The organism is Sphingobacterium kitahiroshimense, from assembly GCF_025961315.1.
Taxonomy (GTDB): domain Bacteria; phylum Bacteroidota; class Bacteroidia; order Sphingobacteriales; family Sphingobacteriaceae; genus Sphingobacterium; species Sphingobacterium anhuiense.
The window spans coordinates 1378822-1399749 of sequence record NZ_JAOQNK010000001.1 but is presented as its reverse complement, the minus strand read 5'-3'; the positions used below and the strand labels follow the sequence as shown (position 1 = coordinate 1399749).

Annotated in this window: 17 protein-coding genes and 1 tRNA gene; 8 read left to right on the top strand and 10 right to left on the bottom strand. The window is 34.6% G+C overall.

The features are described from left to right. Positions 1-31 precede the first annotated feature (31 nt). From M2265_RS06410 to gltS, 3 genes are all read right to left on the bottom strand, one after another. Entirely contained in the window at positions 32-1519 is a 1488-nt protein-coding gene (locus tag M2265_RS06410; RefSeq protein WP_132771382.1) for a PLP-dependent aminotransferase family protein, read from the bottom strand. A gap of 53 nt (positions 1520-1572) precedes the next feature. Further along, a complete protein-coding gene (locus M2265_RS06405; RefSeq protein WP_132771383.1) occupies positions 1573-2196 on the bottom strand; it encodes a hypothetical protein in 624 nt (207 codons plus the stop codon). A gap of 68 nt (positions 2197-2264) precedes the next feature. Next, the gene (gene gltS / locus M2265_RS06400) at positions 2265-3464 is read right to left on the bottom strand and encodes a sodium/glutamate symporter (RefSeq protein WP_132771384.1); all 1200 of its coding nucleotides are present in this window, start codon (positions 3462-3464) and stop codon (positions 2265-2267) included. A gap of 462 nt (positions 3465-3926) precedes the next feature. On the opposite strand from gltS, the gene acnA reads away from it, so the two are divergent. Continuing rightward, positions 3927-6701, top strand: coding sequence for an aconitate hydratase AcnA (gene acnA / locus M2265_RS06395; protein WP_132771385.1), 2775 nt, complete (start codon positions 3927-3929; stop codon positions 6699-6701). 108 nt (positions 6702-6809) lie between these two features. On the opposite strand, the gene M2265_RS06390 is transcribed toward acnA, so the two are convergent. Continuing rightward, positions 6810-7472, bottom strand: a complete 663-nt coding sequence (locus M2265_RS06390) for an ankyrin repeat domain-containing protein (protein WP_132771386.1) — start codon at positions 7470-7472, stop codon at positions 6810-6812. 407 nt (positions 7473-7879) lie between these two features. Between M2265_RS06390 and M2265_RS06385 the strand changes: the two genes are divergently transcribed. After that, entirely contained in the window at positions 7880-8278 is a 399-nt protein-coding gene (locus M2265_RS06385; RefSeq protein WP_021188760.1) for a response regulator, read from the top strand. Positions 8279-8520: 242 nt separating this feature from the next. Continuing rightward, on the top strand, positions 8521-10431 hold the full coding sequence (gene pepF, locus M2265_RS06380) for an oligoendopeptidase F (RefSeq protein ID WP_132771387.1): 1911 nt from the start codon (positions 8521-8523) through the stop codon (positions 10429-10431). 117 nt (positions 10432-10548) lie between these two features. Here pepF and M2265_RS06375 read toward each other — a convergent pair whose 3' ends face one another. Further along, on the bottom strand, positions 10549-12804 hold the full coding sequence (locus M2265_RS06375) for an ATP-binding cassette domain-containing protein (protein ID WP_132771388.1): 2256 nt from the start codon (positions 12802-12804) through the stop codon (positions 10549-10551). A gap of 51 nt (positions 12805-12855) precedes the next feature. On the opposite strand from M2265_RS06375, the gene M2265_RS06370 reads away from it, so the two are divergent. The 3 genes from M2265_RS06370 to M2265_RS06360 all read left to right on the top strand — a co-directional run bounded on the left by M2265_RS06370 (position 12856) and on the right by M2265_RS06360 (position 15468). Continuing rightward, positions 12856-13275, top strand: a complete 420-nt coding sequence (locus M2265_RS06370) for a MarR family winged helix-turn-helix transcriptional regulator (protein WP_132771389.1) — start codon at positions 12856-12858, stop codon at positions 13273-13275. 486 nt (positions 13276-13761) lie between these two features. Continuing rightward, a complete protein-coding gene (locus M2265_RS06365) occupies positions 13762-14250 on the top strand; it encodes a GNAT family N-acetyltransferase (protein WP_132771390.1) in 489 nt (162 codons plus the stop codon). A gap of 495 nt (positions 14251-14745) precedes the next feature. After that, positions 14746-15468: a phytanoyl-CoA dioxygenase family protein gene (locus M2265_RS06360; protein WP_132771481.1), complete on the top strand. Its 723-nt coding sequence runs from the start codon at positions 14746-14748 to the stop codon at positions 15466-15468. 23 nt (positions 15469-15491) lie between these two features. Here M2265_RS06360 and M2265_RS06355 read toward each other — a convergent pair whose 3' ends face one another. Next, positions 15492-16043 (bottom strand): 5' nucleotidase, NT5C type, encoded by a 552-nt coding sequence (locus tag M2265_RS06355; RefSeq protein ID WP_132771391.1) that lies wholly within the window; start codon positions 16041-16043, stop codon positions 15492-15494. A 97-nt stretch (positions 16044-16140) separates the two neighbouring features. Here M2265_RS06355 and M2265_RS06350 point away from each other — a divergent pair, with 97 nt between their 5' ends. After that, a complete protein-coding gene (locus M2265_RS06350; RefSeq protein ID WP_132771392.1) occupies positions 16141-16890 on the top strand; it encodes a DeoR/GlpR family DNA-binding transcription regulator in 750 nt (249 codons plus the stop codon). Positions 16891-16982: 92 nt separating this feature from the next. On the opposite strand, the gene M2265_RS06345 is transcribed toward M2265_RS06350, so the two are convergent. Next, a complete protein-coding gene (locus M2265_RS06345) occupies positions 16983-17456 on the bottom strand; it encodes an Lrp/AsnC family transcriptional regulator (protein ID WP_021188922.1) in 474 nt (157 codons plus the stop codon). 143 nt (positions 17457-17599) lie between these two features. On the opposite strand from M2265_RS06345, the gene M2265_RS06340 reads away from it, so the two are divergent. Beyond that, positions 17600-19012, top strand: coding sequence for an MFS transporter (locus M2265_RS06340; RefSeq protein WP_132771393.1), 1413 nt, complete (start codon positions 17600-17602; stop codon positions 19010-19012). Positions 19013-19223: 211 nt separating this feature from the next. Here M2265_RS06340 and M2265_RS06335 read toward each other — a convergent pair. The 3 genes from M2265_RS06335 to M2265_RS06325 all read right to left on the bottom strand — a co-directional run bounded on the left by M2265_RS06335 (position 19224) and on the right by M2265_RS06325 (position 20920). Then, positions 19224-19297: transfer RNA gene (locus tag M2265_RS06335), tRNA-Ile, on the bottom strand. Positions 19298-19588: 291 nt separating this feature from the next. Continuing rightward, positions 19589-19942, bottom strand: coding sequence for a hypothetical protein (locus M2265_RS06330; RefSeq protein ID WP_132771394.1), 354 nt, complete (start codon positions 19940-19942; stop codon positions 19589-19591). Positions 19943-20143: 201 nt separating this feature from the next. Next, positions 20144-20920, bottom strand: a complete 777-nt coding sequence (locus M2265_RS06325; RefSeq protein ID WP_132771395.1) for an NIPSNAP family protein — start codon at positions 20918-20920, stop codon at positions 20144-20146. Between the last annotated feature and the right edge of the window lie 8 nt (positions 20921-20928).

Here is a 20928-nt window from a genome sequence, read left to right as displayed (position 1 = left end):
TAGGGATTTAAAGATGAAAAATAGCATGCTTCTATTTTATTGTCATTAATGAGTCTCGAAGAATGGTCACACTATTTTCCATTTCCGATTCAGTAAGATTGCCGAAACCAATTCGGATTGCTGTCATATCTTTAGCTTGATATAAGAGTGTTTTTGGAAGAAATAGATTTGCTTTTGCGCATTGCTTCTGTAAATGAATTAAGTTGATATCTTTTTTCCAGTTGGTCCATAGAGCAAGACCGCCGGCAGGAATATCGAAGTCGACATATTCATGTAATTCACGGGCGAGTAAATAACTCATATAATTGCGTCTTTCTTTATACAGTTTGACTGATTTTTTTAAATAGCGATGTATTTCACCTTCTTCAATTAGATCACTTAATACTTGCTCCATGACAAAGTCACCTTGATGATCCATGATATTTAATAACTTTTGTAATTCTTTGATTAGGTTTTCAGGTGCGACGATAAAACCTGTACGGAAACCAGGCGCTAATGATTTACCAAAGCTTCCTGTATAAATAACCATCCCATCATAATCCACAGTTGCCATAGGGAGAAGGGGGGCATCATCATAATGGAAGTCATAATCGTAATCGTCCTCAATGACGGCAAAACCATATTTTGAAGCGAGTGCTAATACGATCGTTCTTCTTTGCTGACTAAGTGTCACTGTCGTGGGATAGTGATGATGCGGTGTCAGATAAAGCAATCTGATCTTTTGTGTAAGACAGATCTGTTCAAGAGATTCGATAACAATTCCTTCATGATCTACTGGAATGGATTTAATTCTAGCCCCGGCCTGTTGGAAGATCATGTTTATTGCAAAATAACTTGGTTGTCCTACAATGACTAAATCGTTTGCCTGTAGTAAGGTTTGAGCAATGATATAGGTACTCATCTCAACAGACCGTGTGATCAATAGATTTTTAGGTTGGATATGCAGACCTCTACTTTGATTTAAAAAATTGCACAACTGTTCTCGAAATGTGGCTGGTCTTTTTTGATCTGAATATCCTAGGTATTTAGTGTTCTTTTTTCGTTTTAGATTTGCGGTATAAAACTTAGAAAGCTGTTGCAAAGGAGATAGTCTACTATCAGGAATGCCGTCATCAAATTTTAAGATACATGTAGAGGTTTCAAAAGGATTTTCTAATATGGTACTTTTTTCAAAATCATAACCAGTTTGGTCTGCATACTGATTCTGGATTATTGTTTGCGAAAATTCACTATTTTTCCTTGCTTTGGACGTATTTCGAAGTACAAATGATCCTACATTTGGTTTGGTTTCAATCCAACCCTGTGATTCGAGCTCCTGTAATGCAGCAACTACTGTATTGCGATGTATAGATAGTGTTTGCGCTAGCTGCCTACTTCCGGGCAGTTTTGTTCCGATAGGTATAAAACCGCGCTGAATGGCCTGAATGACTTGTTGTGCTAGTTGTACATAAATGGAGGTTTCATCCAGTCTATTCAGGCTGATAAAGCTGTTGAAAGGAATTTGACCCGGACTATTCATATGTTGGATAAATTGAAATTATTAAATAGTCCGGAAAGTTAAGTATTATTAGATTACTCTTGGAGTTTTTTGATTACTTTTCTAATTCTTGTTTTTTTGGATTCCTTTTCGACACCGTCTAAGCGATTTGTGAGCATTTTGCTTAGGTCAGTTTTATATTGTCTTGGAACAACTTTTAAAGCCTGTTCCGCGTACATTGGAAGCTGATTGGGCGGGCATTTTAGTAACTGTTCATGTAATAACGGAAATACATCTTCATGCTCCAGTGATAAGTATTTGATTAATATGGCAATACATTTATCCCTTGTGATAACAGAACCTTGTTCAGCAATAGCAATTAGTTGTGGTAGGAGCGGGAAAATAGCTTCATGTTGTAATAGAAGAATAGCATCCAGTGCTGTCATAGCTCCCCACTGTAAACGGTTATCCTTACTTGTTAACAGCGTGATAAAATCCAAATAGTATGCCGCTATCATAATAGGGGATAAGTACCCAATTTCGTAAAGAACTTTGATGCAATCGTGTTGGATCCTTTTGTTTTTGCTTTGTAATAATTGAATTAATTCTTTAATAGCTTCATTGTCCTCTGCGCTGACGATTTGTTTTGCCAATGAAATATTGGCTGACTCATCTGTTTTCCCTAAACTGGAAGATAAATAATTGAAAACATGGATCATGTGCAATTACGTTTTTATTATTATTTAATGTTGCTTCGAATGGAATTGTTAGATTATTAATAAAATTTTTAGGATAGGTAACTTACAAATAATTTAATAAACAAGTTATTTAATATATCAACAAAGAATGCACCTACCATGGGTACGATTAGAAACGCTTTGTGGGACGGCCCATATTTGTCGGTGATCGATTGCATATTCGCAACAGCCGTCGGCGTTGCGCCTAGTCCAAAACCACAATGTCCAGCACTGAGCACTATAGCGTCATAATCGCTTCCCATTACTCTGAAAGTAATGAACATTGCAAATAGTACCATAAGTACTGTTTGTAAGATCAATATAACTAAAACTTGTGAAGCAAGGCCCTGTAATTGCCAAAGCTGTAAGGACATTAGTGCAATGGTCAAAAATAGATATAAACCGGTATTGCCAAGCACATCTACAGCATGATCATTTACAATATAATTGGACGATCTGCTAATGGTATTGCGAATAATAACACCTACAAAAAGGCACCATACAAAATTTGGAAGTTCCAACCAGGAACCTTTGCAATATTCATACAATAAATGTCCCAATGCTAGACAAATTGCAAACATAGTCAGGGTTTCAATCATATTGCGAACATTGATTCTTCGGTTTGAATCAGGGTTTTCGAACATTTCAATTGGCGCTCCTCTTTCTTGAATAATTTTTGTAGGTTGGATATTCTTCTTTTTTAAAAGCACTTTTGCTACGGGGCCACCGATGAGACCACCCATGACCAGACCATAGGTAGCACATGCCATTGCGAGCTCCATCGTTCCATTTATTTGGAATATATCGGTGAGATTTTGGGCCCATGCCGCACCAGTACCATGTCCCCCTGTTAAGGTAATAGATCCCGCAATAAGTCCATAACTAGGATCAATGCCTAGCAGAGATGCCACGGATATCCCAAAAACATTTTGAACGATCATGAAAGATCCTGTTAGAAAAACGAATATCAAAAGTGGTTTTCCTCCTTTTTTTAATTTATCGAATTCTGCACTTAAACCAATTGAAGTAAAAAAGAAAAGCATCATGGTGGTCTGAAGCGAACCTTCAAAGGTAAAATTGATACCCATTGTCGCATGCAAGATGTAAAGGACAATTGCAACGACAAACCCTCCTACAACAGGTTCTGGTATATTGTAGTTTCTCAGGAAATTTATTTTTTTAACAATAAAAAATCCTAAAATCAAAACAAGACAGGCAAAAGCTAGGGTTTCAAATAGTCCAAATGTCATATAGCTATCTATAAGTGGGTTTGTCATTCAAATAAAACGGAAAGTTAAGAATAAAATAATAACTTGTATTTGACTTCTCTGTAGGTGTAAGGTTAATTAAAATATTTTCACTGTTTTTAGTCCTACATCTAACAGTTTATTCGCGTGCATTTTCCTTTCATAGTTGTAATCATGTTTAAAGCATTGATGTCTTAATTTCGAATAGGATAGATTATTGGTTCTTATTATCCCCAACTATGTACAGTTTTAGTATGTAACATACATTATCGTTAGTTTTTCACTACTCGGCTAGATCTTATATTTTTCTCATTCATTTTGAAAATGCGACTGTGAGTTTAAATAATGAGTCTAACATTTCTACTCTTTAGTAATCTATTAAAACTTAATATTCTATTCATTGTTATTTGTTTTGCTTCTCAATAGTTAATTAAGTAAATTTATGTACCAACAAAACGTGTCAATATGAGTACAACGAACGCCAAATCTTTAAAGTCAATAAGTATAAACGGGAAAAGCTATCATTATTGTTCGCTTAAAAATCTTCCCGAAGGCTCTGTAAGTCATCTTCCTTTTAGTATCCGCATTTTGCTTGAAAATGTGCTGCGGAATTACGATAGTTTTAGCATTACCGACGAACATATTCATACACTCATCAACTGGACACCAGCTCCTGTCGATAAGGACATTCCTTTTAAGCCAGCTCGTATTCTGATGCAAGATTTTACTGGTGTTCCTGCTGTAGTCGATATGGCCTCGCTCCGGGCTGAATATGTACGTCATGGAAAAGATGGTCAAAAGATCAACCCTGCAATTCCAGTGGACTTGGTGATTGACCACTCTGTGCAGGTGGATTATTATGGAACAGATTATTCTTACGGAAAAAATGTTGAACTGGAATACCAACGTAATCAGGAACGTTATGAATTGCTCAAATGGGCACAGCATGGATTGAAAAACTTTACCGTAGTTCCTCCGGGGATGGGAATTTGTCATCAGGTCAATCTTGAATATCTTGCTAAGGGGATTATTGAACGCGAGGGATGGTTGTTTCCGGACACCTTGGTTGGTACGGATTCGCACACGCCTATGGTGAATGGTCTGGGTGTAGTAGGATGGGGAGCCGGCGGTATAGAAGCGGAGGCTGCTATGCTGGGACAGCCTATATTTTTTACTTGCCCGGAAGTGATTGGATTAAAATTGACCGGGAAAATACCGGATATCTGTACAGCTACCGATATGGTATTATCGATTACTAAAGTACTTCGTGATAAAGGTGTAGTAGGAAAGTTTGTTGAACTTTTTGGAGATGGTCTGGACCATTTAACAGTTACGGATAGAGCGACTATTGCTAATATGTCTCCAGAATTCGGGTGTACGATTACTTATTTTCCTATCGACGAACGGACGTTGGAGTACATGCAAACAACCAATCGTACAGCAGAACACATCAGGATCGTAGAAGAATACAGCAAAGAAAACCTATTGTGGAGAACTGGTCACGAAGAAATTAATTTTTCTTCAATTGTTGAATTTGATTTATCGACATTAGAACCAACGGTTTCGGGTCCAAAGCGGCCGCAGGATAAAATCTTGGCTAAGGATCTTGGTAGCCAGTTTGCTAATCTGTTGCAACAGGAATACCAGCGTAATTATAGTCTTCCGAATCAGAGAAAAGAATCGGCATGGCTAGCTGACGGTGGTTCTGGAACAGAATTTACTTTTGGTAAAGTTCCAAAAAATACAGATTCTACAATGGAGGTTGTTCAGGATACAATGCAGGCTGTTCGAATTAAATATAAAAACCAGGAATTTATTTTGAGCGATGGTAGTATTGTTATTGCCGCTATTACGAGCTGTACCAATACTTCTAATCCAGCTGTTATGATCGGCGCTGGATTGTTGGCAAGAAATGCCATAGAAAAAGGATTGCGTACGAAATCATGGGTAAAAACTTCACTAGCACCAGGATCAAAAGTCGTGACACAGTACTTAGAGCGTTCAGGTTTGAGTACTGATCTGGAAGCTCTTCGCTTTCATACTGTGGGATATGGATGTACTTCTTGTATTGGAAATTCTGGTCCATTACCTCCGCATATTGCGGAAGCCGTAGATAAAGGAGAATTGGTGGTGGCCTCTGTACTTTCGGGTAACCGAAATTTTGAAGCTAGGGTACACCCTCAGGTAAAAATGAATTTTCTCATGTCGCCAATGCTAGTGGTTGCATACGCTTTAGTAGGGAGGGTCGATGTTGATCTGATAAATGATCCACTGTCGTACGATCCAAACGGAAATCCCGTGTATCTGAAAGATATATGGCCAAGCCGTGAGGAAATCGTCCAGACAGTCAATGACTGTGTCAAACAAAGCGATTTTCAGGAAGTCTATGATGTGATCTTTGATGGCTCTGAAGACTGGAAAAATTTAGAAGTAAATCTAGCCGAGCGTTTTGAATGGAATAAAAGTTCGACTTATATTAAAGAAGCTCCTTTTTTTGAAAACCTTCAGGTAAATCCTGATCCAGTGGCTGATATTACAGGTGCTCGTGTATTACTGTATTTAGGTGATTCGGTTACAACTGACCATATTTCGCCAGCAGGCTCTTTCCGTGAAGATAGTGCCGCAGGAAAATATTTAGCAGAACATGGTGTGAATAAAGCTGATTTCAATTCTTACGGTTCCCGTCGTGGTAATCATGAAGTCATGATGCGCGGAACCTTTGCCAATGTGCGTATTAAAAATAAAATTGTAGATCAAGAAGGCGGTTTCAGTATATACTTTCCAAGTGGTGAGGTAAAGACAGTTTATGAAACGGCTATGGAATATCAGAAAACGCATACACCACTGATTGTATTGGCTGGAAAGGAGTACGGGTCTGGTTCATCTCGTGACTGGGCGGCAAAAGGTGCTTATTTATTAGGTGTAAAAGCTGTTATTGCAGAGAGTTTTGAAAGGATACACCGCAGCAATCTTGTTGGTATGGGGGTTGCCCCATTAGTTTTCATTGATGGACAAAATACCGCCACTTTAGGTTTGGATGGTACTGAAGTTTTTGATATTACAGGAATTGCGGATAATCTAAAACCTCATAAGCTTTTGGATGTGAAAGCAATACATCGGAATGGGAAAATAACCGAATTTAAGGTTCAGGCCCGGATGGATTCAGCTATTGAAATTGAATATTACAAAAATAATGGTATTTTACAATACGTCTTAAGGGATTATTTAAAAAACAGTTAATGCGTATTTTTTCAATTTATATATGTAAAATATAAGAAGGGTTTGGCTATTTATAAAGTCAAACCCTTCTTTGTTTTAATATTCAGTAAACTTGATATAAGCTGATTTTTATTTTTTGGACGTTTTCTCTAGTAGCTGAACAATGTCCGAATACCCCTTGGCTTTAGCATGTGCTAATGGGGTTTTTTTATCATGATCAGCAATATTTATATTGCAACCTGCATCAATCAGTGTTTGGATTACGTTGACAAATTTTTGAGTGCCATCACCTAGGATTACTGCTTCCATTAATGCGGTCCAACCTAACCTATTGACGTGATTAATAGGAAATCCCTTTGTGTTGGCCAGTAATTTCACAACCTCCAGATGTCCGCGTTCGCTGGCAGGTATTAGGGCTGTTCCATTATACCTGTTGAATACATCAAATCGAGCTCCATGAGATAGATAGAGCTGTACAAGTTTTAGGTGTCCTGCCGCTCCTGCATATAAAAAAGGACTATCTTGAATTTTATCTTGTTGATTCACATCTGCTTTGTAAGATACCAATAACTTTGCCATCTCAAAGTTATTATTATGTGTTGCGATCAGTAATAAGGATTTTCCATTTTTATCAGTTAAATTAACGTTTGCACCCTTTTTCAATTCCTCTTCAACGAATAGCAATTGATTTTTCTGGACTGCCTCCAGTAAGTTCGTTTGTGGATGAGTATTCATATGGTTATTACAGGAGTTCAGGAAAATGAATGAAAAAAGTAAGATAAGATGTTGCATAGGTATTAAATAAGTGATGATAAGTGTTGAAAATCAATTGTTTCATGAGCAAATTTAGTCAAATAAGTTCTGAATAAAATGTACCATTTATGCGAAAACTTGTACATTTTATAATTGATATCCCAGTTGACAGAGGTAAGGAAAGTTGGTCTTTAAAAAAGGTCAAAAGAATATTTTTTAGTTAAAAACTATGCTGCCCCTCTTTGTTTAAGATACAGATAAAATAGGATCACTTTTTTAAATCTCAATATTTTATACTGAAAAGATGATATGAAAACACAAGCTTTTTAATATCAATCCATTTAAAATTGGTCTTCATGTGATAATTTAAGAAGATATAATGGTATTGTCGCTGGAGGAACGTTGGTAATTTTGTCGTGAATAAGTTAATAGAAATAAAAACAAACATGAGGAATTATCCAATTAAACTCGCTTTTACAGATGATAGTATATTTCAACAAAATATGATACAATTACTCATCGAAAGAGATACTGTTTTTGATCTTTTCTTTATCTGCGGTGATGGACTAGATTTGATTAAAAGATTGGAATTCGAGGATGAGTTACCTGAAGTTTGTATCATTGACTTTCATATGCCAAATATGGGAGGCGTAGCTGCTGCTAGTGAAATATCGGCAAGATTTCCATCAATTAAGCTTTTTGGATATACAGCTACTACAGATTTTTGCGAGATTAAAGAATTTAAACGAAATGGTGGTGTGCACGTATTTCCTAAAACTAATCCCACTTCTATGTTAGAAAAAATAAATTCGTGGACTTACAATGATGATTTGTGTCAAGTCTGAAATTATACTGCTTTTGATTAAATAATCTACTACCATATTGATGATAATCAGGTTTAATAAAATTTATCTGTTTATTTTATTGAAATCTAGGTAATGAAGTCGTTTTTGAAAAAACTGTGCTGGAGTAAACGGTTTCCAATTATTATTCGTCTTCTAATGTTATGTGTCTTTATTTATAATCTGATATGGTTTACACTATAAATTTATGGACTGATCTTGTTGGTGCTATAAAAATCTAAAAGATGTTTTGTAAATTGGGAACACTATTTACATACATTATGCGTAAAAAAACACAATTGATCACAACGGTGATGCTGTTCTCAACAACAATTGCAGTAAGTCAGATGAAAGTTCGCGAAGAATTACCTGAAAAATATAAATGGGATTTGTCTCATCTTTATGCTACAGATGACGTTTGGAAAACAGAAAAGGAACGTTTACAACAAAAGATGAAAGAAGCGGCTTCATACAAAGGTAAGCTTACACAATCTGCGAACGTTTTATTGCAAGCATTAGAGCTGAATAGTTCGCTTATCAAGGATATGGCTCGTCTCTCATCTTATGCTTCGATGAAAGCTGATCAAGATACCCGAGTAACTAAGTATGCAGGGATGAATCAAGAATTGCAACAGCTTTTTTCAGAATATGGCGCTTTGACTTCATACCTGGAACCAGAATTGCTGACTTTAAAAGAAAATCAGCTTAGCGCATTTTTGGCAAAAGAAAAAGCGTTGGTAACTTATAAGTTTTACCTGACAGATTTACTTCGCAAACGCGCCCATAGAGGTTCTGAGGAAGTTGAAAAAGTATTGGCATATTCTTCTTTAATGTCCGGTAATGCTGCCAATATCTATAGCACCTTTATAAATGCTGAGTTTCCATATCCGGAGGTCGATTTGAACGGTGAACGCGTAAAGCTTAACGCTGCTAATTTTGCATTATATAGAGCGAGTGAAGACCGGGGAGTTCGCAGTAAAGCATTTGCCACTTATTTTGGTAAACTGAATGAGTTTCAAAGAACATTTGGAGCGCAGTTATATGGAAATATCAATGCGGCATTGTTTGCAACAAAAGCCCGAAACTACGACAGTACCTTAAAAATGGCATTAGATGGCGGTAATATTCCGACAGATGTTTTTCATAATCTTATAAAAAATGTAAATGGAAATTTGAAGACCTTTCATCGTTATTTAAACCTCCGTAAACGCATGATGGGAGTGGATACACTGCATTATTATGATCTTTATGCTCCTTTGGTTGCGAAAGTCGATTTATCTTATACGGTAGAAGAAGCTGAAGAGAATATTTTAAAATCTTTGAAGCCTTTAGGGACTGATTATATAGAAGTTTCCAAAAAAGCATTCGAAGAAAGATGGATTGACATGTATCCTAACGAAGGAAAAAGGTCAGGTGCATATTCTAATGGTTCTGGGTACGATGTACATCCGTATATCCTCATGAATTATAACGGCAAGTACAATGATATGTCTACGCTGACTCATGAATTGGGACATACCATGCATAGTTATTTGACCAATAAGAAGCAACATTATGCTAACTCAGATTATTCAATTTTTGTTGCAGAAGTGGCTTCGACTTTAAATGAAGAGTTATTGAATGATTATATGCTGAAGCAGATAAAGGACGATGAAACTAGACTTGCTATTCTTGGAAATTATCTTGAAGGCGCAAAAGGAACATTGTTCCGTCAGACTCAGTTTGCTGAGTTCGAATATATGATCCATGATAAAGTAGCAAAGGGGGAGGCACTCACTGGAGAAGACTTTGATACGATGTATCTGGCTCTAACGAAAAAGTATTATGGTCATGATCAAAATATTTGTGTCGTTGATGACAATGTGAAATCAGAATGGTCTTACATTCCACATTTTTATTATAACTTTTACGTTTATCAGTATGCGACATCTTTTACTGCATCAACAGCTCTTTCCGAAAAAGTCCTGCGTGGAACGGATGCAGATCGTAAGAAATACCTGAATTTCTTAGCTTCGGGAAGTACAAAATATCCTGTTGATCTTCTTGTCGATGCAGGTGTGGATATGAATACTTCTGAACCTTTTGATTTGACGATTGCAAAAATTAATAAAGTCATGGCTGAGATGGAATCTATTCTAAGCAGACGGGGGAAATAAGAATTAAATTTTAACAAAAAATAAAAGCCGTATTATTGCGGCTTTTATTTTTTCTATTTCACCGGGTTTTTAACGAATACAAAGAGTTAAATAAAAGGGAATTATAGTCGATTATTTTTATTTCCATTTTAAATGTTTTTTGAGATATTCGGCAGTGTACGATTTTTTATTTTTTAAAAGTTGTTCTACGGTACCTTCAAAAATAACATTACCTCCATATTTACCAGCACCCGGACCGATATCGATAATCCAATCTGCCTGAGCAATAATTTCCAAATTATGCTCTACTATAATTAATGTGTTATTTCTTTCAATTAATTCCTCAAAAAGAGATAGTAACTTTTCCGTATCACTTGGATGTAATCCTGTACTGGGTTCATCCATAATGATGATTTTATTTGTGTTGTTTAATTCTTTCGTGAGTTTTAAACGTTGTCTTTCTCCCCCAGAAAAGCTATCCATACGTTGTCCGAGTGTGAGATAATCTAAGCCTAATTTTAAAAGTATTTCAAACTTTTCAAGGTATATCTGATCATCAAAAAATTGTATAGCTTCCGGTATAGTAAAGTTCAGTACATCAAATATATTTTTACCCTTGTATTTATATTCCAATACCTGGGGATTAAATCCGGAACCACAGCAAACTTCACAGACTTGCTCAATGTCATCCATAAATGCTAAGTCTATCCGCTCCATGCCCAGTCCTTTACAGTTTTCACAGGCGCCCTCACTGTTCCTACTGAATTTTTTATCAGAAACCTGATTGGCTCGAGCAAATGATTTTCTGACCTTATCAGATAGATTCAAGTAAGTGAGTAAATTTGACCGGGGACTAGCTGTAAATAAGGACTGGTCGATAATTGTTGCATCTTTATAGTAATCCGGCAAAACTTTGCTGATTAATGTACTTTTTCCTGAGCCTGCAACGCCAGTGACTACTGTCAAAATATTTTTAGGGATTTTTAAATCAATACCTTTCAAGTTATGTAAGGTTGCTTGCTTAATTTCTAGATATTCTTTTCCAATTTTTGGATCAGTTTTAATTTTGGTTTTCTTTGCAAAATATAAGCCCGTTTTTCCTAATGAATTTTTAAGTTCTTTAAAAGTTCCTTTATAGATAACTTCACCGCCATTTTTTCCTGATCCGGGTCCCATATCAATGATCAAATCTGCGATCTTGATTAAATCTGGATCATGCTCAACAATCAGAATGGTATTACCTTTATCTCTAATTTGTTCAATAATGGAAGTAATATTTTGTAAATCTTTTGGATGAAGCCCAATGCTCGGTTCATCAAAAATATACAGTAGATCCACTAAACTATTGCCTAGACTTTTTACCATTTTAATCCGTTGGGATTCTCCTCCCGAAAGCGTATCTGTTTTTCTATCGAGGGTTAAGTACTGCAGGCCTATGTTAATCATATTATTTAATTTCTTAATAAGCTCTTTTACAATAATATCATAGGTGTTTGAGTTTATCGATTGAATAAATTCCATTAAATCGTCAACTGAAAGAGCAGTACAATCGGCTATGTTTTTACCATTTATTTTACAGGAGAGTACCTTTTTATTTAATCTTTTACCTTTGCATACTGCGCATATTCTGCTTGTGGTAATGTGTTGAAGGTCATTTTTTCGGGTTGTATTTTCTTTTGAATCTTTTTTTAAAAATGCTTTTTCAATACGTGGTATGAGCCCTTCATATTTCACTGTTTTTCCCCAATCTTTATTTGGGTTTTTAGGTTTATGTTCTTTTGAATAAAGTAATATTTCCCATTCTTTATCTGAATAATCTTTTATTTTCTTGTCGTTATCAAAATATCCTGACAAAGTATATCTAGTTAACCTCCATCCTCCAGGTTGAAAAGTGGGAAACTGAATTCCGCCTTCATTTAGGGATTTTTCTTTATTGATTAAAGTATTAATATTAATAGTTTGCTCATAACCCAAACCTTCGCAGTTAAGGCACATGCCGAGTGGATTGTTAAATGAAAAAACATTAGAATAACCTACAAATGGCGAACCTAATCTAGAAAATAGCAATCGTAAAGACGCGTAGATATCAGTTATGGTACCAACTGTTGAACGCGCATTTCCGCCTATTCTCTTTTGATTGATAATAATGGGGACATTCAGATTTTCAATCTTATCGACATCCGGTATACCATAATGTTGCATTCGTGTACGTATAAAACTATTCTGTGTTTCATTTATCTGACGTTGTGCCTCTGCGCCAATTGTTTCAAATACGAGTGATGATTTTCCTGAACCCGATATACCCGTAAATACCGTTATTTTATGCTTCGGGATTTGAAGAGAAACATTTTTGAGATTATTCTGCCTAGCATTTGTTATAATAATATTATTCATAACTAATTTACTTAACTTTGCAACTACTTAACTAAGTTAAGTGTTTTTTTTATGAAAAAGATTGAAAAAGAATTTTTTACTGTATTTACAGACTTCCAATGTTTCATTTTGGCGAACATGAATAAGGGCGATTATATTGGTATTACAGCAACCCATTATAACATCATAGAGTTTGTGTATCGAAAAAAAGATGCTACTGCTAAACAGATTGCAGTAGCATTGAATGTTAGTCAAGCCGCTATTTCTAAGCAGTTGAAGTTTTTAATTCAAAATGAGTTGCTAAAACAAATACAGAGTGAGGTAGACAGGCGAAATTATATTTTAACTGCAACTGATAACGGGAAATTCATTGTTGACAATTCTGAAACCTTTAGAAAAAATTTAACTAAGCAATTTTCGTCAAATCTTTCAGCCAATGAACTTATAACATTTACCTCATTGTTGAAGAAAGCTTTGGAAGACCATAAATAGGAAATTAAAAAATGTTGCTCCTACTTTTTTAGCTCGTTATCCTTTTTTTAATAATTGATTTAGCTTATGCTTTTCATTACCATACAATATAAACGCTATACAAAATCAAGGATTATTTTTCGGATAAAAAAAATTGGATCAAGTGGTACTTATTATAGTCCATAATCTCTTCAGTATTTCGTAAAATAGATTCTTTACTATTCATCGACAAATGGTCGATCCCGCAGAAAGTCTGGTGATTTCTCAAATTTATCTGCGAGTTTTTTCGCATTATTTAAGAAGTTCGCTTCTAAAATTTTTTAGTCCATTTCAAATTTTAATATTGGTATTCAAAGCGATATTGATTACTAATTTCTCACCACTAAAGTCTCAGGAAACGCCTATTAATTCTTTAAAAATAAGTGCTTTAATTTTTATTGAATGGATTTTTAAAGTTTTTAGTGTCAAATTTAGTTAAGATCATGTATATTTTACGAAAAAACTGCAATGAATATAACACTTGTTAAGTATACATCGGATGATTTTGATCTATTTAAACCGCTACTCCTTGATGATGAGATTATGAAATATATTACTGGAAAAGGCTGGACAGAAGTTCAGGTTAAGGAAAAGTTTGAGGCGATACTTGAAGTCAATCGTAATGAAGATGATCTGGGTTATTTTAAAGTATTTGACAACGGAAATCTGTATATCGGATATTGTAAGTTAGCATATAGCAGTAATGATTGTAACGTCCTTGAAATCGGGTATGTCATAAATAAGGAGTTTTGGGGGAAGGGTTATGGATGTGCTGTTGGTCAAGCGGTAATAGATACAGCAAATAGATTATTTCCCCAATTAGATATTATTGGAATTATTGATCCTCATAATCTGGCTTCAAAAAAAATATTAGAAAAGTTAGGATTTAAGACCTATTTTAAAGGTTTCGAAGAAGGATTGCCGACAGAAAAACTCATGTTAAAAAGACTGCACTGAAATTAAGCAATCACCTCTTTCTCTTTATGCTAACAGTGACAATCTAATGGATTATAGCATTTTTTAGCTTAACTTATGCGTAGTAGTTTCCGTAGATTTTTAAATAAATAACGACGTTTCATTAAAATGATCATTATTTAATCATCCCTATAGGAATGGAATTAATGCTTTAGAGTTTGAGCTTATAGTAAAAAGAATGTTGGATTTTACAAGTTTTGCTAGCAAGATTTAAATAAAAGCTTTACTACAATTGAACTTATTACTCCCTGTGATTGTGACTAAAAAAATAGTAATTTGATGTAGTGCATTATTTAATAATTAAGATATGATATCGAAAAGTTTCTTATTAGCTTTCATTGTATAAGGTCAAAATTCGAAAGACCCAGAATAGAAAGCTTTGATATTGTTTTTTATTATCTTTAGTAAATTGTATTTGGCAAAATTTTTTATGCGTTTATGTAATCTCAAAGTTCAATAATGAAAAATGCTAGTAATATGGAAGATCTTGAAAAAAATAGGCAAGATCTTTTAGATCATGGTTTCAATGTGATTGACAATATCTATTCTAAAGAAGAAATAAATAGTATTATTGATGCAATTAATAAAGTTGACACTTCAAAAGACACATTCAGAAAAACTAAGGACTTATTTGCCATTAGACAGTTTCTGAAAGAAATTCCAGAAACCATTTCACTAATATTTACTGATAATTTTAGGTCACTTTTGCAAAAAATGATCGGCAATAATTTTTTCGTAGTAAAGAGCATTTATTTTGATAAACCTGAGACTTCTAACTGGTACGTATCTTATCATCAAGATTTAACTATTTCCGTTGATAAGAAAATAGAAATTGAAAATTTTGGACCTTGGACAACCAAACACAATCAATATGCAGTGCAACCGACAATTGACATATTAGAAAATATTACAGCTATAAGAATTCATCTTGATGATACCGATGAAAATAATGGCGCTTTAAAGGTTATCCCTAAATCACATGTTAAGGGAATTTATCGACCTGAAAAAATAAATTGGGATATTGAGACTGAAACGACTTGTTCTGTTAAGCAAGGTGGAGTAATGTTAATGAAGCCATTGTTGCTACATAGCTCGAAGAGAACAGTCAATAATAAGAAAAGGCGTGTAATACACATTGAATTTTCAAATGTAGTATTGCCAACCTCATTAAAATGGGCTGAGCGCTTAAATTTTAATTGATATTCAAAAACTGAAAATATACTTTACAGTATATTTTCAGTACTATAAGTGAGTGTTTTAAGCAGTTCAGGCACTTCATCCCAATGATTGATCCTGATATGATGATTGATATGTGCATTGTGGTAGGCGTTAAACATTAGCGCTTTTCCCTTGCAGAAATCAAGATTTTTGCAATAATCATCGATCATATAATCTGTATCGATGATACTTTTATCACCACAGAAGATAATATTCTTCCAGCTAATAAAAGGGAAATGTTCTTGTAGCCATTCTCTCTTTTCATACAAAGACAAGGGAAATTCCATAGCTGCAGAAACAATAAAAATCTCATAATCTTCCATTAATAATGTGACATTTTCTACTGCTTTGTCCATTACAGGTACTGTTCTAAAGAATGATTGGGTATGAAGTACTTTGTGCAGTGCTGTTTTATCAGCAAAAGCAGCATCTTCTCCTAATTCATTTATGAGTTGAGGGGTCAAAGAAATGCCCGTTTCATTTTTGTACCATTCAATAAGATGGGGTTCCGTGTCGGCGATGACGCCGTCCATATCAATAGCTATTGATTTTCTCATATTTAATAAGTTTTGCAATAAAGATACTAAATGTTGCAATACTTTGCAATATATTGCAAAGTATTATTTTATATATTTGCATATAATATAAAGAGATATGGTAAGAGAAGAACGTTTACAGCTCATATTAAAGCAGCTTTCTAAGGAGAATAAAGTTCGCCTCGAACAGCTTAGTATACTATTAAACGTATCCGAAGATACTGTACGTCGCGATATTAAGGTATTGGGATCTCAGGGTCTTCTAAAAGAGGTAAGAGGAGGGGCATTGGCTAATTCTCCTAGTCCACATCATTATAGGGATCGTGAAAAATACGATTTGGGACAAAAGCAGGCTGTTGCTTTAAAGGCCTTAAGCTTTTTAAGGGATGGGCATGTGGTATTTTTTGATGGTGGGACCTCTGTTGTGGCATTAGCAGCCTGTCTGCCTAAAAATTTAAAAATAACGGTCGTTACCAATAGTTTTCCGGTAGTTAGTGTACTGGAAGATCATCCCAACGTTGAAGTGATATTTGCCGGAGGCCGCCTCTGTAAAGTTTCTTTTACCGCAATCGGTGAAGATGCAATTAATACATTGAAATCAGTTCGAGCTGATATTTGTTTCCTTGGCGTATGTAGTATCCACCATGTCATTGGGATAACAGCTAAAGATTATGAAGATGCACAAATTAAAAAAATAATGATTGCACAGGCTCTTAAAACAGTTGCATTGTCTACCATAGAAAAAACCAGCACAGCGGAAGCTTTTTGTATAGGGCCTGTGACTGATCTGGATACTATTCTTACTGAGGCAGATCCTCATCATACTGCGCTTCAGGTATACCGAGAACTTGGAATAGAGATTTTATAGAACTGCTAAATATTTTTGGTATGACCTTATCGCATATGGCACACGATATTTTAAAGATTTTTATCTAAAATTAGTGCGTATGCAAATGACTTTTAATAGATAATCTGAGTACGCTCTTTAATACTATTCATAACAAAAATACTTTTTGTTTGTCCGATACCATCTATTTCAGATAGCTTATTAACGAAAAATTCATGAAATTCATCCATATTTGGGGCCAATATTTTTAGCATAAAATCAAAATCACCACTGATGTTGTAAAATTCGACCACTTCATTCAATTTACATACTTCTTCTATAAATTTCGTTGCTGTTTTTTTATTGTGGGCATTTAGTGCAATCATACAGATGACCATCATTCCTTTATTAACTTTTTTGCGATCTAATACTGCGGTGTATTCTTTTATAATCCCCAATTTTTCCATGCGCTTAATTCGTTCATGTGTTGGAGTAGAGCTAAGATTGATCTGTGCTGAAAGATCACGCACACTAAGCTTGGCATCTTTTTGTAATAAGCGCAGAATAGCAAGATCCTTTTCATCTAGAGTATAATTTTCTGAGGGCATTTGTTCTAATATTTGGTGGTTAAATAGTTTTTAAAGTTTATTTGTTCTTTGTAATTTATATAAATTAATTAATTGTTCCAAATTTAAGAAGTAATTTTATAGTATGTTCCAATAATTTTAATTTTGCAGGAAATTTGAATGGTATGGGAACAAGGAGAAATTTAATATTAATACTGGCATCGATAGGAACTTTTGTTGAAGCGTTGGATATCGCAATTATTAATCTCACGATTCCCTCTATTCAAGAGCAATTTAATATCGGTGCAGAAAAGGTGCAGTGGTTACAGACCCTGTATGTGTTGTTTTTTGGAGGCTTTCTGATTATTGGAGGTAAACTTTCTGATGAGATAGGACGTAAAAAATTATTTCTTTTAGGGGGAATGATTTTTATGTTAGCCTCACTAGGAGCAGGGCTTTCACCTAATTTTGAGGTACTGGCTTTATTCCGAGCTTTGCAGGGGCTTGGCGCTGCTTTTATTATGCCGTCATCCTTATCAATTGTCACCAATACTTTTACCGAAAACCAAGAAAGGAACCGTGCGTTGGGAGTTTTTAGTTCTTTTGCAGCAATAGGATCGGGAAGTGGATTATCAGTGGGAGGGCTCATCAGTACCTACTTAAGCTGGCACTGGGTTTTTCTGATTAATGTACCGATTCTTTTGATCACATTAATTCTAGCATATTATTATTTACCTACAGATGAAAAGGCTCAAAATGTTCAGAAGACAGACGGTATTTCCGGATTACTGCTTGTCTTAGGACTCTTAAGTTTAACCTATGGGACACATGAACTCATACACATCAAAGAGAGTCCAATATTGATAGTTGGTTCATTGCTATTGGCTATTCTTTTACTGAGTGTTGTGATCCATCGTTTAAGAACAGTATCACAGCCATTAATTGATCTCAAATTATTCAGGTATAAATCATTAATGGCTTCAAATCTTGCGTTTTTTACACTAGGCGCATTCTTTATAGGATTTTTATTTTTGATTTCTTTGATGCTTCAGAAAGATATGCATCACAGCGCCGCTTCTGCAGGTTTAATGCTGGTTCCTTTCAGTATTATGTCTGCATTGGTAGCTAAATTTATATTGCCTTATATTTGCCGAAAATTTTATCCTGCGCAAATGGGTATCCTGGGCTGGTCTTTTATGCTATTAGGTGCTTTATCTTTACTAGTATCCATTTATTTAGATCATCCCCTACAAACTGTTTTATTTGGGGCAGCATGTATTTCAGGGATTGGAATGACGATTTGTTTTACAAGTTTATCAATTTTAGGTATTCGTGATGTAGAGGCCGTTCATTATGGTGTTGCTTCAAGTTTAACCAGTACAAGCTATTTTTTGGGAGCGGGAATCGGATTGTCATTTATGACTTTAATGAGTCAGCTTTTCCCCTCAACACTGGCAGTGGATCATTTAAGTTTAGCCATCTTGGCGGGTTATGCTATTGTTGCTATGGGTATATTGAGGTATTTAATGGTTAAAGAATTAAAAGACGAAAAAACTGAGGTTGTCGCTATTACTTCATGTGAAATCGCTTCTGAATGATGAAAACTTGATTACCGTCTCTCTGCGACAGTTTATTTTTGGAAATTGGTCACTGCTTAAAGGTGAAAGTATTTAAATAATTAACCATGAGAAGACCTGTATTATTCTAAATATCGCAGAGTTTAATGGAGATAATTTTTAGGATTATTTACTTATTACGCTTTATAAAAAAGAAAAATCCTCATTTTTTGATGAGGATTTTTTTAAGTAGTGCTCCCAACTGGGCTCGAACCAGTGACCTGCAGATTATGAGTCTGACGCTCTAACCGACTGAGCTATAGGAGCGGGTTATTAATATTTATAGCTTATTTTTATCAGCTTTCCACAAAGATAACAAATTCCATTTTTATTATAAAACAATAATTGAAAGAACTATAAAATTTGGTATAGCATTTCTGTTTTTGCATCAAAGTTTAGCTTACCATTTTATCATCAATACTTATTCAAAGTATCAGAAGAAAGATAAGTTCGTGATAAAAGTTTAATGGAGTAAGGATATTTTTGAGTACCAATTTTATTTTTATAAAGCATACTTCGCTTAAGAGTAGCTTGATAAAGAAATTTCAGAATTCGTTATTACTTAAATTTTGCCCAATTATTGTCGGTATTATTTAATTTAAGCACATCTTTTAAGCTTTCCTTGTTACAGACAAATAGTATGGTTTTAGGTCTTTCATTAACGATTTTTGAATCCTGAACCGGGATTTTAGCGTTTATTTTTTTAAGATTTTCAGAACTTCTCGGATCAAAAATAGAAATCAATTTAATTATTCTGTCTTTAACGTCCCAGGTGTAGGTGTATATATGCACATATTTATTATAATCACTAGAATCAGTTTTTGTTTCTTTGCCATATACCCCTTTGATATTCAGATATAGTTTATTTAATCTTTCAGGTTTTAGATATGTCTCCGCATTAATTATTTTCAATTTCCCGTTTTTTGAAGCAATTGCATTAAGGGTTGAAAAATTAATACTGTCAAATTTAGCTACTATATTATTATCTGATGATTTTTTTATTTGAAATTCAACCCAGCCATTGTCAAAATCACTAATTTCTACATATTGATTATTATTTTAAATTTTTAAATTTTCGTCTTTATTGAATTTTAGAAAGATAAGACTTTGCTTTTAAACCTGAGAGTAAGTTGTGGGTATTAAAAATGTATTGTTAATTTTAGAAATAGTATTTGCATATTGAGGATCTGACACTAATTTTTTCCATTCAGGATCAGCAATGAAATCAACCCATCCCTTATTACGTTCCTCCATATTCTTACAGGTGATCAAATAGGTGAGACGAGGTAACCTGTCGCCTGAAATCACTTCACCACAGAATACCGGATTTAATTTTGCTCTTTTGAAGATAGGAAATTCGCCATCATGAAACATTTTAATTTTTCTTTTTACAGCATCTTCACTGTAGCCTTCATATGTTCTTAGCTCAAATATCCGCGATTTATCGGATGGAATAGTGATTTTAGGCCAACCTTCGAAGGCCATCATTAAGGAAGATTTAAAACGATCATATAGCGCTTTGTCTTCGGGAATACTGTTATATGTAGCGCTATTTTCAATGTAATCTGCATCCATTTTTACTTTTGTATTGACGGATAGGTAATTGTCAAGAGAAGAGTAAGGGGTTAATAAGTAAAATTTGGCAGGCTCAGATGGAACCAATTCTTTGAATACACCAACTGCTTTTACACCATATTTATTCAGTGCGGGAATAAGGGCAGATTTAAAATAATTGTCCAGTTGTTGCTGGTCAGAACCGAATCGTATTTCGTATTCACGCCATTCATATATTTCCTGCTCAGTTGCATTATTATCGGCTCCTATTACTGGAATTATAGTTGTTGCTAAACCTGCAGTTAGTGAAGATTGAAGAAATTTTCTGCGTTTCATACTGGTCA